This is a genomic window from Corynebacterium incognita (genome assembly GCF_014217255.1).
In the GTDB taxonomy this organism is placed as follows: Bacteria; Actinomycetota; Actinomycetes; order Mycobacteriales; family Mycobacteriaceae; genus Corynebacterium; species Corynebacterium incognitum.
Genome location: NZ_CP059404.1, coordinates 355,875 through 372,555, shown reverse-complemented (window position 1 = coordinate 372,555; position 16,681 = coordinate 355,875). Strand labels below are relative to the sequence as shown.

Below are 16,681 nucleotides of genomic sequence, written 5' to 3'. Positions count from 1 at the left end.
GATGCCGGAGTTACCTGAAGTCGAGGTGGTGCGCCGCGGGCTCGAGCCCTTCGTCCGCGGCACGACGTTCGGCGCCGTAAACATCCTGCACCCGCGCGCGGCCCGCGGCAACGAGCTTCCTTTAGAGACAGTGCTGCCCGGGCGCACCATCACCGGCGTCTCGCGGCGGGGCAAGTTTATGTGGCTCGACCTTGCGCCAGAACGCGGCGTCGATAAGCACGCCGATCGGCTCTATATCCATCTGGGGATGTCGGGGCAGCTGCGCATCGGTGAGGTCAATTCGCGCCACATCCGTGCCCAGGCGGAGCTGATTCCAGACCCCATAACGGCGGGAGCAGAAAGTGCGGTCTCGGCAGACGCGGCCCCAGCAGATGTGACCTCGGTTGATGTGACCTCGGCCGAGCCGCAGTCGCCTGAGGTGTTGAGCTTCGTGGACCAGCGGACGTTCGGGTATTGGAAACTCGCGGGCGCAGAGCACATTGCGCACATCGCGGCGGACCCGTTGGAGGAGGTTTTTGACGCCGTAGCGACATCGCGGCGCATCCGGGCGAAGAAGGCGCCGATCAAGGCGGTGCTGCTGGACCAGACGGTGGTGTCGGGGGTAGGAAACATTTACGCCGATGAGGCGTTGTGGGCCGCAGGCATCGTACCCTCGCGCCCAGCATCCCGGTTGCGGCACCGGGACGTGCTGCGGCTTCTCGACGCCGCGAGGCAGGTCATGGTGCAGGCGTTACAACAGGGCGGCACCAGTTTCGACGCACTGTACGTGAACGTCAATGGCGAATCCGGCTATTTCTCGCGCTCGCTGCACGTGTACGGCCGCGCGGGACAAGACTGTGACCGCTGCGGCGCTGAGATCCTGCGCACAGTCATCCGCGGGCGCTCTAGTCACCACTGTGCCAACTGCCAGGTGATTTAGCGTGGTTTAAGGATTAATCGCGCCCTCGGAGGTGGCGGGTGGGCGGACGTTGCCGGTGCAAGGCGGCTTAATGTCCGCGTTGTGAGTATGACAAGTCACACTCGTCGCGATAGGGTTACGCGCATGGAATTATTGAATACCGTCGTGGGGACGGTTAATGATTTTTTGTGGACCTAGATTGTCCCGTGGCTGCTGATTGCAGCGGGCGTCTACTTCGGCGGCCGCACTGCGCTGGTGCAGCTGCGCATGGTGCCGGATATGTTCAAGGCCGTCGTCGAGCGACCAAGCGGCAAGGGCCGCGACGAGGACCCCGACTTCGGCGGCATCTCCGCGTTTAAGGCTTTCACAATTTCCGCCGCGTCGCGTGTGGGCACCGGCAACGTTGCCGGCGTGGCCGTGGCAATCTCTGTTGGTGGCCCCGGCGCGGTGTTCTGGATGTGGATCATCGCCCTCCTCGGCGGCGCAACCGCCTTCGTGGAATCCACCCTGGCGCAGCTGTGGAAGGTACGCGACGGCGATTCCTTCCGCGGTGGCCCGGCGTACTACATGCGCCGCGGCCTGGGTTGGACCCCGCTGTCCGTGTTGTTCTCCGTGGCCATCGCGTTTACCTTCGGCTTCGTCTACAACGCCTTCCAGACCAACGCCATCGTGGACTCCCTGGGTACCTCCTTCAATCAAGATTCCATGACGTTCAAGTGGACCGTCTCCGCGATCATCGCGGCGTTCTCTGCAGTGGTGGTGTTTGGTGGCGTTAAGCGCATCGCGAACCTCACCCAGGTCATCGTGCCGTTCATGGCGCTGGCCTACATCTTTATCGGCCTCTGGGTCATCATCGTCAACATCGACGAAGTCCCAGGCATGATTTCCCTGATTGTGAGCCACGCTCTGGGGTTCAAGGAGATTGCCGGTGCCACCGTGGGCATGGCCATGCTCAAGGGCATTCAGCGCGGCCTGTTCTCGAATGAGGCCGGCGAGGGTTCCGCACCGAATGCCGCGGCAACCGCGTCTGTGTCCCACCCGGTCAAGCAGGGCCTGGTGCAGACCCTGGGCGTCTACTTTGACACCCTCGTGGTGTGTACCATCACCGCCTTCATCATCCTGCTCGGCCCGATTACCGAGTTCGGTGTTGAGCCGGAAGGCGTGTCCCTGACTCAGACCGCACTGGCTGACTCCGTGGGTAGCTGGGGTATCCACTTCATCACCTTCATCCTCTTCTTCCTCGCGTTCTCCTCCATCCTGGGTAACTACTACTTGGCGGAAGCCAACGTCACCTACCTGAGCGACAGTAAGCTGTGGCTGACCATCTTCCGCCTCGTCGTTGTGTTCTTCGTGTGGTTCGGTGGCGTGGGCTCCCTGCCGCTGGTTTTCGCACTGGCCGATACCGGCGCCGCGACCATGGTTCTGCTCAACGTTGCCGCCATCGTGCCGCTCGCTGGCGTAGCCATCAAGCTGCTCAAGAACTTCAACGACCAGCGTCGCCAGGGCGTAGACCCGGTCTTCCACCGCGACATGCTGCCGGAGCTGAAGAACGTGGAGTGCTGGGATGGCACGGACCCGGTGACCCGCCGCAGCGACGAAGATCGCCTGCACCTGGACAACACCAACCAGCGCGACATCGCTGTGCTGGAGTCCGACCCGGACGCTGGGGTCTCCGATACTGGCAACAATCCGTGGACCTATCGCTAAGGACCAGCCGCTAAGATAGCGGGGCATGGACCCACAGGATTCGTCGACAAGCGCGGACTCCACCCGCCTCACCGCCTTCGTGCACGGTCACGTGCAAGGCGTGGGGTTTCGGTGGTGGACGCGCTCTCGTGCTTTAGAGCTCGGATTACACGGTCACGCCACTAACTTGTCCGACGGCCGCGTCCAGATCGTTGCCGAGGGACCACCCGAGCACTGCGTGCGTCTGCTGGAGTTATTGGGGGAGCAGCCGAGCAGCGCAGGCCGGCCGGGTGAGGTGACGCTAGTGGTGGAGCAGTGGGCCGAGCCTAAGGGGGAAGGCGGCTTCGTCGAGCGCTAAAAGGCGCGTTAGTTTAGGTCTGCGCACGCAGCCTCGCTACACTGTCACCGATGTATTTGAAATCGCTGACGCTCAAAGGATTCAAGTCCTTCGCGTCTGCGACGACCCTAAAATTTGAACCCGGCATCTGTGCCGTCGTCGGCCCCAACGGCTCCGGAAAGTCCAACGTTGTGGACGCCCTGGCGTGGGTCATGGGTGAGCAAGGCGCAAAGACCCTGCGCGGCGGCAAGATGGAAGATGTCATCTTCGCGGGTGCGGGCGATCGCAAGCCTTTGGGGCGCGCCGAGGTTACGCTGACCATAGACAACGCGGACGGTGCCCTGCCCATCGAATACTCCGAGGTGTCCGTCACCCGCCGCATGTACCGTGACGGCGCGAGCGAATACGAAATCAACGGCGCCAAGGCCCGCCTGATGGATATCCAAGAGCTGCTGTCGGATTCCGGCATCGGCCGCGAGATGCACATCATCGTCGGGCAGGGCAAGCTCGCGGAGATCCTCGAGTCCCGCCCGGAGGACCGGCGCGCCTATATCGAAGAGGCCGCGGGCGTGCTCAAGCACCGCCGCCGCCGGGAGAAAGCGCACCGCAAGCTGGGCGGCATGCAGGCCAACCTGGATCGCCTCACTGACCTCACTGACGAGTTGGGAAAACAGCTCAAACCGCTGGCGCGCCAGGCCGAGGCAGCGCAGCGCGCGGCGACCGTGCAGGCGGACCTGCGCGACGCTCGGTTGCGATTGGCGGGCGACAACATTGTGCGCGTGCGCCGCAAGGCCGAGGAAGCGGAACGGCGCGCGGAGCAGCTGCGGGAGCAGCTCGCCGAGGTCTCGGAGCAGCTGGAAGAAGCCTCCGGCGTGCAGCTGGAGCTTGAAGAGCAGCTAGGGGAGACCGCCCCCGCCGCCGACAAGGCCCAACAGCTGTGGTTTGACTTGTCTAACCTCTCGGAGCGTATCTCAGCCACCGAGCGCATCGCCGCCGAGCGCGCCTCCAACGTGGGCGCCCAAGTGGCGTACACCGGGCAGGACCCTGACGATCTCCTCGCCCGCGCGGCTGCGGCCGACGAGGAAGAAGAGCGCCTGCGGGAAGCCGCTGAGGAAGCCGCGGAACGGCTGGAGGACATCCGTGAGGAGGTGACTGAGCGGCAGGAGGAATTCCAGGCTGCGGAGCGCGAGCACATGGCACAGGTGCGCGCCATCGCGGACCGCCGCGAGGGCGTGGTGCGTCTGCTCGCGTCCGAGGAATCCCTGCGTACCCAGGTCACCGCGGCGGAGGAAGAAATCCAACGCCAGGACGAGGCACTGAACAACTCCAAGCAACGCGCCGTCGCGGCGCGGCAGGAGGCGGCGGATGCGCAGGCGAAGGTGGACGAGCTTACCGCGGAGCGCGCCGATACCGAGGAAGCACACGTCCGTGCGGCCAGCGAGGCCGCGGCCGCAGAGTCGCGCCTCGAACAGCTGCGGGATCAGCAGCGCGAGCTGGAACGCGCCGTCGCCACGCTCGAATCGCGCATTGCCACTTTGCAGGACTCCGCCCCCGATGCCGTGGACCTGGGGCCAGACTTCACACCTCTCGCTGAATTCCTCAGCACCACCGAGGAGTCCGCCGTGGCCGCGGCGCTGGGTCCCTTCGCCGAGGCGCTCTCCACCACGTCCGGCGATGGCTTCGATGCCGCGGCGCTGTCCGAATCCCTGCACAACGCAGCGCGCACGACGGTCATCGGCGCTTCTCTCGGCGGCGGTTCCGCTTCGCGGAACGCCGCCTCCGGTGGCTGGCGTTTGGAAGCGAACTTGCCCGCGGACACCAGTTGGCTGCTCGATCACGTTGAGTGCCAACCGTCCGTGGCTGCCGCGGTAAACCGGGTGCTTGCCGACGTCGTGTTGGTCGCCGACGTTGACACCGCCCGCGCGATTGTAGGGGAGGACCCGCGCCTGCGCGCCGTTACCCGCGGCGGAGTCGTAGTGGGTGAAGGCTGGATGCAGGCCGGCACCGGTGCGCCCACCACGGTCGAGGTCAGCGCGCGCATCGCCGAGGCGGACAAGGAACTGGCCGCCGCGCGCCGAGAACTACAGGAACTCTCTGGCACGTTCGAGGGCGCGAAGATCGCTGCGGAGGAAGCACGAGTGCAGGCGGCGTCGGCGAAGGCTGCGCTGCGCGAGCACGACACCATCGTGGACTCCTGGAAGCGCGACGCACAACGCCTGACCAAGCAATATGAGGCGAACCAGTCCGAGCACGAAAAGGCCGCGGCGCACACTACTGCGGCAGAGGTGCGGCTCAGTGAACTGCGCAAGGAACTCGCGGAGGTCCGCGATCGCCTCTCCCGCGTGGAACGCGACGAGGACGACGCAGAGCCGAACACCGCAGCCCGCGATGCCGCAGCCACTGCGCTGGAGCAGGTCAAGGCAATGGAGATGCAGGCCCAGCTAGCATTGGGCACGGCCCAGGACAAGGTGGGCCACGTGGCCGGGCGCGGCGACGCCCTGCGCCGGCAGGCCGAGCACGAGCGTCAGGCCAAAGCCCGCCACGAGCAGGCCATGCAACGCCGGCGTGCCCAGGCTGTCCTCGCCGCTGCGGTTGATGAGCACGCCCAGAACCTCCGCGCCCGCGCGGCCGAAGTGCTCGAGCGCGTGACCGCGCGGCGCGACCGCCTCACCGAGGAGAAAAACCAGCTCACCGCACAGTTGCAGAATGCGAAGCAGGCGGTGTCCGCGGCGCGCAGTCACGCCGACAGGCTGGGCGTGTCCTCTCATGAAGCGGACATCGCCTACTCGGAGGCACAGGTCCGCGTGGACGAGGCGGAATCAAAGGTGGTGGACCAGCTCGGCATTGCTATCCTGGACCTTCTGCAGGACTACACCCCGGCCCAAGACTTTGACCGCGCTGCGGAAAACCAGCGCCTCAAGCAGGCGGAGCGTGACCTCAACGCGCTTGGCAAGGTCAACCCTTTGGCGTTGGAGGAGTACAAAGCTCTGGAGGAGCGCTATAGCTATCTGTCCACGCAGCTCAATGATGTCATCCAGGCGCGTAAGGACCTCATCGGCGTCATCGAGGACGTGGACGCAAAGATCCTGCAACTGTTCGCCGACGCCTGGAAAGACGTGGAGGCGGAGTTTCCCAAGGTCTTCAACACCTTGTTCCCCGGCGGCGAGGGGCGCCTCATCCTCACCGAGCCGGACAACCTGCTCGCCACCGGCATTGAGGTGGAGGCCCGCCCGCCGGGCAAGAAAGTCAAGCGCTTGTCCTTGCTTTCTGGCGGCGAAAAGTCGCTGACGGCCCTGGCGATGCTGGTGGCCATCTTCCGCGCGCGCCCCAGCCCGTTCTACGTCATGGACGAGGTAGAAGCGGCCCTGGATGACGTCAACCTGCGGCGCCTCATTGCGCTGTTTGAGGAGCTACGCCACGATTCGCAGCTCATCGTCATCACACACCAGAAGCCGACGATGGATGTGGCCAACGTGCTTTACGGCGTGACCATGCGTGGCGATGGTGTGACCCGCGTGCTCAGCCAGCGCATGAACCCGGCCGGCGCGGCACCCGCCACCAAACAGGCGAGCGCGGATGCGGAACGTCTCGGCGTGAACTCTGACGCCTAGCTGCGCCGTACCGCGGCAATGTTTCGCGGAAATTCACCCCCTGAAGGTGTCAACGGACACAAATCCTGACACTATAGAAGGCATGACTGGAAACTTAGCCTTGTGGATCATCATTGGCGTGGCGGTACTTCTGCTGCTGATGGTGATCGCCCTCGTTGTTATTGGTAAGAAGCGCGCCGACGCCAAAAAGGTCTCCTTTGAGAAGAAGGACGAGCCCAAGGAACTCACGCGCGAGGAGAAGTCAGGAAATTACCAGGCCAAGGGTGGGTTTAACTTCGCCCCGGCCGGTTCTTCTCCCGCCGAGAAGGAGAAGGAGGCGGTTCCCGCAACTCCTCAGGCCGACTCCACCAAGGCGACGTCGACTAAAGCAACGTCGACCCAGGCAACCTCGACGAAGGCCTCCACTCTCAAGGATGGCACCAACAACTCCCAGGTAGCCGCCGCCAAGTCCTCCGACAGCACATCCTCTGCGGCCAAGGCTGTGGCACCAAAGGCCGGTCCCACGCCGGAAGCGAAGCCCCAGGACAGCGCTCCCACCAAGGCCGAGGAGAAATCCTCCCAGGCGAAGGCCTCTGAGGCGAAGGCGGCTGCGCCCAAGGCTGATGAGAAGACCGTTGATGCGGGCGACAAGAAGCCGTCTGGCAAGGCCGGTGACAAGGGCACCGATAAGGAGCGCCTGGGTGCGACCTCCGCGGCCGTAGCCGGGGGAGTAGGCGGCGCGGCCATCGCTGGCGCTACCGCTGCCTCGGGCAAGAAGGAACAGACCGAGAAGGCCGACGCAGAAAAGAAGGGCGACGCCAAGCCTCACGCGGGCGTCGACAAGCAGGACGCTGCCGGCACCCAGGACAAAAATCAAGCCCAGCACGCCCCCGAGGTCGCTGCGCAGCCAAAGGACGCCAAGGTTGAAGAGCGCAAGGAAGATAAGGCGCAGGCAACGGAGGCCAAGAGCGACGAGCCCAAGACTGAGACGTCCAAGGCCGAGCAAACTAAGAACGAGGAAGCCAAGGCCGAGGAAGCAGCGGTAGCGGCCGGGGTGACGGCGGCGTCGGCAGCAGCTGCGCGTGACGAGGCAAAGCCTGCCGCTTCTGCGGAGGCCGCGGCGACGGATTCGGCGGTGAAGGATTCCGTGATCGCCGATGGTGGCCAGCAGACAGAAGAGATCGCACCGGCTGCCGGCCGTATTGGCCGCCTGCGTGGCCGGCTGTCCCGCTCGCAGAACGCGATTGGCAAGGGCCTACTGGGAATTCTGTCCGAGGGTGACCTGGATGAGGACGCCTGGGAGGACGTGGAAGACACCCTCATCATGGCGGACCTGGGCACCAAGTCCACGCTGAAGGTCACCGAGGCGCTGCGCGAGCGCATCGCGGAGCGCGGCGTTGCCAACGAGGCAGAGGCCCGCGCGATGCTGCGCGAGGTGCTCATTGAGGCTGGTAAGCCGGAGATGGACCGCTCCATCAAGGCGATGCCGAACAACGGCAAGCCGGCTGTGGTGATGGTCGTTGGCGTCAACGGCACGGGCAAGACCACCACCACCGGCAAGCTGGCGCGTGTGCTCGTGTCCATGGGGCACAACGTGTTGCTCGGTGCGGCGGATACCTTCCGTGCCGCGGCGGCGGACCAGCTGGAAACCTGGGGACGCCGCGTGGGCGCCTCCACCGTGCGCGGCAAGGAAGGCGCGGACCCCGCAGCGGTGGCATTCGATGCCGTGGCTGCCGGCGTGGAGCAGGGCGTCGACGTCGTGCTCATCGACACCGCAGGCCGCCTGCACACGTCCGTGGGCTTGATGGACCAGCTGGGTAAGGTTAAGCGCGTAGTGGAAAAGAAGACCGACGTGGACGAGGTTTTGTTGGTCGTCGACGCCACCGTGGGACAGAACGGCCTGATGCAGGCGCGCAAGTTCCGCGACATTGTGGACATCACCGGTTTGGTGCTCACCAAGCTGGACGGCACCGCGAAGGGAGGCATCGTCTTCCAGGTCCAAGAAGAGCTGGGCGTACCGGTGAAGCTCGTAGGTTTGGGTGAGGGTGCCGATGATTTGGCTCCGTTTGAGATTGAGGGCTTCGTGGATGCCCTCCTGGGTCCTGCGTCACAGTAGAAATTAATGTTGGCGGGGCGACCATGATAATCTTGGGAAATCATGATGCTCACGAAAAATCCCAACACCCGTGGTGTGGCGCACTGCGGCACCAATGGATACGTGACGTCGTGGGGACCCCACTTGTCAGGGATTGAGCCCTAAAACTCTGTATGAAAGCGCGCTGTCTAAGCGCGCTTTTGCTATTTCAGTCGAACTACATCCCTTCACCTCACAGGATTAATTTTTGACGATGATTGCTTCACTCATGGTGTTGCTCGGTCTGACACTGGCGGCGGTCCCGCTGGCCTCGCGACTTTTGCGTCGCGATGCCGGTTGGTTGCTGGCGCTTCCCCTGCTCGTCGCGGCAGGGCTTGCCATCAGTGTCTATTCAGGCAGCGCGATTCACACTGAAACCTATGCTTGGATCCCATCCTTGGGCGCGGACTTAGACTTCCGATTGGATGGCTTGTCCATGGTGTTCCTCATGCTGGTGCTGCTCATCGGCGCTGGCGTGCTGATGTATTCCACGCGCTACCTGCACCACAGGGATGGGACCTTCTACTTCTTCATTTGTGGCTTTGCCGCGGCCATGGCCATGTTGGTCACCACCAACGACCTCGTAGTGTTCTACGTGTCGTGGGAGTTGACCACGCTGTGCTCGTACTTCCTAATCGCCAGTTCAGGTGAGAAAGGGCGCCGCCCCGCGATTCGCACGCTGCTGGTCACGGTGTTCGGCGGCTTGCTCCTGCTCACCGCCACCGTGGTCATGGCGGTGTCCACTGGCACGATGAAGATCGACGAGATCATTGCCCACGGTTATTGGGCCGAGCACCCTGGGGTGCTCACCTTGGTGGCCGTCCTGCTGGCGGGGGCGGCGTTTACTAAGTCTGCGCAGTTCCCGTTCCAGGCCTGGCTGCCGGATTCCATGGTTGCTATCGCTCCGGTCTCGGCGTATCTGCACGCGGCAGCGATGGTGAAAGCGGGCATCTATTTGATCTTGCGCTACTCGCCGCTCGTGCACGAGGTGCAGGTGTGGAATGTTCTGCTCATCGCCTGTGGCGGTTTCACTGCGTTGTTCGGCGCGATGACGGCCGTGCGTCGCGATGACCTCAAGGAGCTGCTGGCCTATTCCACCATGTCGCAGCTTGGTTTGCTGGTGCTCACAGTAGGCATTGGCTCCGAGGCCGCGATCATGGCTGCGGTGGTGCACACCATCGCGCACGCGTGCTTCAAGGCGGCGCTGTTTATGTCCGTGGGCATTGTCGAGCACGAGGCCGGTACCCGCAAGTACTCCGAGCTGCGCACTATGCGCATTGACATGCTTGCCACCAAGATCATCGTGGCGATCTCCGCGACCTCGATGGCGGGCGTGCCCCTGTTGTTCGGCTTCGTGTCTAAGGAAGGCCTGATTACGGCAATCTACGAGGCCCCGCTGCCGGACACTGTGGTGACCATGGTGCTTGCCGTGGTTGTGGTGACGTCGATGTTCACCTTCGCCTACTCCTTCCGCTACATCCTTGGCGTTTTTGGTGCTCCTGCAGGTGCACTGGAAGACCGCGAGAAGGCGGGGGAGAAGGTCACCACCATCAAGGAAGCATCAGCGGCATTCTGGTTCGTGCCGGGCATCCTGAGTATCGTCACCCTTGTCGGTGGCTTGGCACCCGCGCTTTTCGACGCCCTGGTGTCTCACGCCGCCACGGCTGCCACCGGTGCCGAGCAGCACGCGCACCTCGCCATCTTCCACGGCATCAACATCCCGCTGGGGCTGTCCGCGCTGATTATCACCGCCGGCATCGTGCTGGTGATGTACCAGCGTCATCTGGTCAACACCTTGGCTGCTTTCAATGCCCCGATTCAGGGCACCTGGGTGGTGGACTTCCTGCGTGAGCAGATCACGGAGTTCGGCGAGAAGTACGTGGCACGCGCTTCCGGTACTACCTCGATGCGCCGCCACCTCGCCCTGCCGATGATCGCGATTATGGCGCTCGGCGTGGTCGGTCTATTCACGCTGGGGGACATCCCGCCAGTACCGGCCGAACGTTCGGAGAACGTGGACTGGATTTACACCTTGCTCATCGCGCTGGGCGTCGTGGCCACCGTTAAGGCCCGCTCCCGCCTGACCACTGTGGTGGTTATCTCCGTGGTGGGATTTGGCATGATCTTGTGGTTCTTCGCACTGGGCGCCGCGGATGTTGCCATGACCCAGCTGATGGTGGAGTTCCTGACAGTCTGCATTATGGTGCTCATCCTGCACCGCCTGCCGGATTACTACACCCCGGAGAAGGGGGCGGGCCAATTCTGGTCCATGGTGCTGGCCGGCGGCATGGGCATCACCACGATGTTGGGTGTGCTGGCGTTGTCTGGCCACCGCGAGAAGACCGACCTGGCCGAGTACTTCCTAGAGAACACCTACAAGGAAACCGGCGGACACAACATCGTCAACGTCATCCTCGTGGACTTCCGAGCCTTCGATACGATGGGCGAGCTCACCGTGCTGGGCATGGCCGGTCTGGCCATCGCGAGCTTGCTGTACACCAACAAAATGTTGCCCATTCGTCAGAACCTGCTGGACGCGGCGTCGCCGGTCATTAGCGGACGTCTGAACTCGGTGTTCCTGCGCGTGACTGCCAAGGTTGTGGGCCCCATCATCATCGTGATGTCGTTGGCGCTGTTCTTCCGTGGCCACATGGAACCCGGTGGTGGCTTCATCGCGGCACTGGTCGGTGCTTCTGGCTTCGCGCTGCTCTATCTGGCCGCCCCGGCTAACAACGAAGCGAGAATCAAGTTCCATTACTTCACGCTCATTGGTCTGGGCATTTTCGTGGGGGCGGTGACCGGCTTGGTCGGCTACTTCCAGGGCTCGTTCCTCACTTCCATCGACTTTGAGATCTTTGGCATGCACCAGTCCTCGGCGATCTTCTTCGACCTCGGCGTGTACCTATCCGTCATGGGTGTCATCTTGGGCGCCCTCAACATGTTGGGTCTTCCCCAGTCAGACGAGGAGGAAGTGGTGCAGCTCGATGAGCACCGCGAAGCCCGCCTCGAGGCGATGTCCCGGGCAGAAAGGAACTAGGACGATGACTCTGGCAATTTCTGCAGGCCTGCTTATGGCAGGAGCCGTATACCTGATGATGCAGCGGGACATGCTGCGCATCGCGCTCGGTTTCACGCTGTTGGGGCACGCCGCTAACTTGATTTTGATGTCTGCCGGCGGCACCGCGTGGCGCGAGGAACCTTTTGGGGAATACGCCCCGGGGGAGATGGGAGCCGTCGCCGACCCGGTCCCGCAGGCATTCGTATTGACCTCCATCGTGATTTCCTTTTCCTTGTCCATCCTCATGCTGGTGACAGCAGCGGTGGGCAAGAAAGACGACTACACCCGTCCGGGCCGCGATCCCTTGGAAGAGGATCCGGCGGACAAGAGCATTGATGAGGACGTAGACGTGAGCTTTGCCCACGACAGCAACGACCGCCCTGTAGACGCTGGTGACGCCGCAGAAAACGCGGGCGCCGCCGGCACGGCGGAGGTGAAAGAGTAGTGGATTTCGGAATTTCTCACGAGACTTTGGCGTCGCTCCTGCAGCTCTACGTCGCCATTCCGTTGGTCGCTGCTGGCCTGCTCACTGCGCTACGTAAGGTGCAGTGGCTCCAAGACGTTGTGCTGAGCGTGGTGCTGTTAGCTGCGCTGGGTGGTGCGGGCGCACTGATTGCTATCACTAGTGACGGTGACGTTCTGGCGCACGGCACAGGTGGCTGGGCCCCGGGCGTAGCCATTCCGTTTGCGGCGGATATGTTCTCCGCGCTAATGCTGACCATCGTGTCAGTGCTGGCATTGGCTTGCGTGTGGTTCGCAACCGCATCGGGCTATAGCCGCGAGCCCTTCTTCGCACCGTTCATTCTGGTGCTCATGACGGGTGTGTTTGGCACCTTGCTCACGGCGGATATCTTCAACTTCTTCGTGTTCATTGAGGTCATGCTGTTGCCGTCTTACGGTCTGTACGCCATGACCATTCATCGCCGCGGCGGTAGCCTGCGAGTGGCAGGGTTGCGTCTCTACATTGGCGCCAACCTGTTTGCCTCCACGCTGCTGTTGGTATCGGCGGGCCTCATTTATGCCACCGCGGGTGCGGTGAACCTGGGGCAGCTGGCCGGCGCGGCCAAGGAAGATCCAGCTGTGGCCATCGCCTCCGGTCTGGCGCTGCTGTCGATGATGATTAAGGCCTCGGTGGTGCCTACGCACTCCTGGCTCTCTCGCAGCTACCCGTACACCTCCCCGGCAATCACGACGCTGTTTTCCGGCCTGCACACTAAGGTGGCCATCTACGCCATCTACCGCTGGTATGCCGTGCTTTTCGACGGCGACTCCCGCTGGCTGTGGATCGGCATCGTCCTGTTCTCGCTGACCATGCTCATCGGCGTGCTCGGTGCAGTGGGAGAAAACACCACGCGCGAAATCCTGACCTTCCACATGGTCTCGCACATCGGCTACATCCTGCTGGGTGTCGCAATGTTCACCGAACTGGGCATGACAGCAGGCATCTTCTACCTGATCCACCACATGGTGGTGAAGACCTCGTTGTTCATGTCCACCGGTGCTATCGAGGTCAAGTACGGCACCGGCGAGCTGGGCAAGGCCACCAACATGATGAAGCGCGAACCTGTCCTGGGCGTCGCTTTCTTCGCCGCCGCGCTCTCGCTCGTAGGCATCCCGCCGTTCTCCGGCTTCGTGGCCAAGTTCGGGCTCATGCTTGCGGCGTGGGAAGCAACCGAATACGTCGCGATGATCATGATGGTCGTCGTCTCCCTGCTCACGCTGGTGGCGATGCTCAAGATTTGGAACGGCGTGTTCTGGGGCGATACGAAGCAGCCAGCGCCGGACCCCGCGGCGGGGCAGGACCCGGACGGCGAGGGCGCGACCCTCGGCGGCGGTGTGGCTATCTACCCGGAGTCCGACGGGACGTCGGAAAGCACGTCGACCGCAGTGTCTGCGACGGGCACGGCCACGGCGACGGAACCACACGACACTGAATACAAGGATTCCCACCGCGTCGGCGGCTGGCTGGCGGCGCCCGCAGTGGCACTCGCCGTTCTGTCGCTGGCCATCGGTGTTGGTGCTGAGGTCCTCATGAATTGGTCCGAGGTCGCAGCCCAGGGTCTAATGGATACCAGTTCCTATGTTGAGGCGGTGAACAACCACTAATGAATAGCGTATTGTCATTTCCCCTGCGTTTTATCGGTTTTTGGCTGTGGTACATCAAGGAATTCATCTCCGCTAACTGGGCGGTGCTCCACGACCTCATTACGGTGGGGCATGACTCCACCCCGGGTATCGCGCGGTATGTGTCGCTGTCCGAATCAGAAAACCACTACGTCCTCTTCGCGGCGTTGGTGACCATCACCCCGGGCACCCTCGTGGTTGGCGCCAGTGAGAACAACGAGCACGGGCAACGCGTGATGTACGTCCACGGCATGTACAACAAGGACGCCGACGAACTGCGAGCTGACCTGGAAGACATGGAACGCCGCATGCTCAAAGGCGTCATGCTGCGGCCGACGTTCAACGAGCCGGCGGGCTCGATTGGCAAAGGAGCATAACCTGACATGATTGTTATTGACATTGCCATCGTGGTCATCGCGTTGTGCGCGCTGCCTGCGATTTACCGCATCTTGGTCGGCCCCAACCGCGTGGATCGCGTCTCCGCGGCCGACATGCTCATGTTCATCCTGATCCCCGAAATCGCGCTACTAGGCTTCCGCGGGGGCTCCCACTACGCCTACGACCTCGTGCTCGTGGCGGCGGTGGTGGGCTTTCTGTCCGCGGCATCCCTGTCCCGCGCGCTTATGCGAGGTGCCCGCTAATGCCTATCCTGCACATTATTGGAGCCATCTTTATCATCTTTGGCACCATCAACTTCGCGGTCTGTGCCTCCGGCATGCTGTACTTCCGCGACGTCTATGCCCGCATCTCGGTGCTGGGCACCACGTCAGGTTTTGGCGTGACCTTCGTCCTGTTCGGTGTGGTGCTGTACGACCCCACCTGGCGTAACTTCATCCTCTGCGTAGCGGCGATCGTCATCTTGTTGGGTACGTCGTCGATGGGTACGCTCTTGGTGGCGCGCTCCGCCTTGCTGCGCCGCACCGCGGTGGTGGGTGCCGTATACAACGAGGCCGACATCTTGCAACCGGAGGTCCCCGCGCCGGAGGGCGCGGACGCCGAAGAAGTGAACAAGTCCATCACGCTGCTGGAAAAACTCAACCGCACCGAAGAGGACCTCCAAGGGCCGCTCTCGTTCTAACCGCGGTGGCGATGTGCTGTTCGCGGAGGCGTCCGACTAGGCTGGGACGGAACCAACTTCTAGTTACGGAGATATAAATTCGTGTTTGAATCACTATCCGATCGCTTGCAAAGCGCGCTGGGCGGCCTGCGTGGCAAGGGCAAGCTGACTGAAGCTGACATCAACGCCACGGCGCGCGAGATCCGTCTGGCGCTGCTGGAGGCGGACGTCTCACTGACCGTGGTGCGTGCCTTCATCAAGCGCATCAAGGAGCGCGCGGCGGGCGCGGAAGTTTCTGAGGCGCTCAACCCGGCGCAGCAGGTGGTCAAGATTGTCAACGAGGAGCTCATTGAGATCCTCGGCGGTGAGACCCGCCGCCTCAACCTGTCCAAGACCCCGCCGACGGTCATCATGCTCGCCGGCCTGCAGGGTGCGGGTAAGACCACCTTGGCCGGTAAGCTGGCGCGCCATCTGGAAAAGCAGGGTCACGCGCCGATGCTGGTCGCGTGTGACCTGCAGCGCCCGGGCGCTGTGCAGCAGCTGCAAATCGTTGGCGAGCGCGCGGGGGTGAAGACCTTCGCACCGGATCCCGGTACTTCCATCGACTCCCACGAGCACGAGATGGGCACCTCCCACGGCGATCCCGTCGCGGTTGCTCAGGCCGGTATTGAAGAAGCCAAGCACGCGCAGCACGACGTCGTCATCATCGATACCGCGGGCCGCTTGGGTATCGACGAAACGCTGATGACCCAGGCCCGCAACATCCGTGATGCGGTCAACCCTGACGAAGTTTTGTTCGTTATTGACTCCATGATTGGTCAGGACGCGGTCCAGACCGCCGAGGCTTTCCGCGACGGCGTGGACTTCACCGGCGTTGTGCTGACCAAGCTGGACGGTGACGCCCGCGGCGGTGCGGCGTTGTCCATTCGTGAGGTCACCGGCAAGCCGATCCTTTATGCCTCCACGGGTGAGAAGCTCGAAGACTTTGACATCTTCCACCCCGAGCGCATGGCGTCGCGCATCCTGGGCATGGGCGACCTGCTGACCCTCATCGAACAGGCTGAAGCCACGATGGACCAGCAGAAGGCCGAGGAAGCCGCCGCGAAGATCGGCTCCGGCGAGCTGACGCTGGAGGACTTCCTGGACCAGCTTCTCATGATTCGCCGCATGGGCCCCATCGGCAATCTGCTGAAGATGATGCCCGGCGGCAAGCAGATGAACGAGATGGCCGACATGGTGGACGAGAAGCATCTCGACCGCATCCAGGCCATCATCCGCGGTATGACCCCGGCCGAGCGCGAAGATCCGAAGATTCTTAACGCTTCGCGCCGTAAGCGCATCGCCAACGGCTCCGGTGTGGAGGTCGCGGACGTCAACCAGCTCGTCGAGCGCTTCTTCGAAGCCAAGAAGATGATGAGCAAGATGGCTGGCCAGTTCGGCATGGGTGGAATGGGCGGCCGTTCTGCCACCAAGAAGAAGCCGAAGGGACGCAAGGGCAAGAACGGCAAGCGCAAGAAGGGCAAGGGCGGCGGCTACAAGCCCAAGGGCCCGGGTATGGGCGGTATGCCAGGAATGCCGGGCATGCCTGGCGGCGGCCAGATGCCGTCCCCGCAGGAGCTGGAGCAGCTGCAAAAGCAGATGGGCGCCGGCGGCGGTATGCCGGGTATGGGCGGATTCCCTGGCATGGGGAAGCTGCCCAAGGGCATGGAGAACATCGACCTGAACAACCTGGACTTCGGCAAAGGGAAGAAGTAGGGGCGCCCGACTAGGCTCACGCAATAAATACGGCTATTATCG

General features: G+C 63.0%; 12 protein-coding genes. All 12 read left to right on the top strand.

What is annotated here, in order from left to right; translation table 11 throughout:
* The first annotated feature begins 1 nt into the window (after position 1).
* Positions 2-919, top strand: a complete 918-nt coding sequence (gene mutM, locus H0194_RS01780; RefSeq protein ID WP_185176183.1) for a bifunctional DNA-formamidopyrimidine glycosylase/DNA-(apurinic or apyrimidinic site) lyase — start codon at positions 2-4, stop codon at positions 917-919.
* A 177-nt stretch (positions 920-1,096) separates the two neighbouring features.
* Positions 1,097-2,605 carry an alanine/glycine:cation symporter family protein gene (locus tag H0194_RS01775; RefSeq protein ID WP_246389101.1) on the top strand — a complete coding sequence of 503 codons (1,509 nt, stop codon included), beginning with the start codon at positions 1,097-1,099 and terminating at the stop codon, positions 2,603-2,605.
* Between the two features lie 25 nt (positions 2,606-2,630).
* On the top strand, positions 2,631-2,942 hold the full coding sequence (locus H0194_RS01770; RefSeq protein ID WP_185176182.1) for an acylphosphatase: 312 nt from the start codon (positions 2,631-2,633) through the stop codon (positions 2,940-2,942).
* Positions 2,943-2,992: 50 nt separating this feature from the next.
* Positions 2,993-6,532 (top strand): chromosome segregation protein SMC, encoded by a 3,540-nt coding sequence (gene smc / locus H0194_RS01765; RefSeq protein ID WP_185176181.1) that lies wholly within the window; start codon positions 2,993-2,995, stop codon positions 6,530-6,532.
* Positions 6,533-6,614: 82 nt separating this feature from the next.
* On the top strand, positions 6,615-8,627 hold the full coding sequence (gene ftsY / locus H0194_RS01760) for a signal recognition particle-docking protein FtsY (RefSeq protein ID WP_185176180.1): 2,013 nt from the start codon (positions 6,615-6,617) through the stop codon (positions 8,625-8,627).
* A 232-nt stretch (positions 8,628-8,859) separates the two neighbouring features.
* Positions 8,860-11,682 (top strand): DUF4040 family protein, encoded by a 2,823-nt coding sequence (locus H0194_RS01755; protein ID WP_185176179.1) that lies wholly within the window; start codon positions 8,860-8,862, stop codon positions 11,680-11,682.
* 4 nt (positions 11,683-11,686) lie between these two features.
* Positions 11,687-12,148: a sodium:proton antiporter gene (locus H0194_RS01750; protein WP_185176178.1), complete on the top strand. Its 462-nt coding sequence runs from the start codon at positions 11,687-11,689 to the stop codon at positions 12,146-12,148.
* The gene (locus tag H0194_RS01745) at positions 12,148-13,809 is read left to right on the top strand and encodes a monovalent cation/H+ antiporter subunit D family protein (protein WP_185176177.1); all 1,662 of its coding nucleotides are present in this window, start codon (positions 12,148-12,150) and stop codon (positions 13,807-13,809) included. Before H0194_RS01750 ends, H0194_RS01745 begins: the two co-directional genes overlap by 1 nt.
* The gene (locus H0194_RS01740; RefSeq protein WP_185176176.1) at positions 13,809-14,204 is read left to right on the top strand and encodes a Na+/H+ antiporter subunit E; all 396 of its coding nucleotides are present in this window, start codon (positions 13,809-13,811) and stop codon (positions 14,202-14,204) included. Before H0194_RS01745 ends, H0194_RS01740 begins: the two co-directional genes overlap by 1 nt.
* A 6-nt stretch (positions 14,205-14,210) precedes the next feature.
* Entirely contained in the window at positions 14,211-14,468 is a 258-nt protein-coding gene (locus H0194_RS01735) for an MrpF/PhaF family protein (RefSeq protein ID WP_185176175.1), read from the top strand.
* A complete protein-coding gene (locus tag H0194_RS01730; RefSeq protein WP_185176174.1) occupies positions 14,468-14,905 on the top strand; it encodes a cation:proton antiporter in 438 nt (145 codons plus the stop codon). The genes H0194_RS01735 and H0194_RS01730 overlap by 1 nt, the downstream gene beginning before the upstream one ends.
* Before the next feature lie 81 nt (positions 14,906-14,986).
* Complete coding sequence (gene ffh / locus H0194_RS01725) at positions 14,987-16,639, top strand: signal recognition particle protein (protein WP_185176173.1); 1,653 nt, start codon at positions 14,987-14,989, stop codon at positions 16,637-16,639.
* Positions 16,640-16,681: the final 42 nt, after the last annotated feature.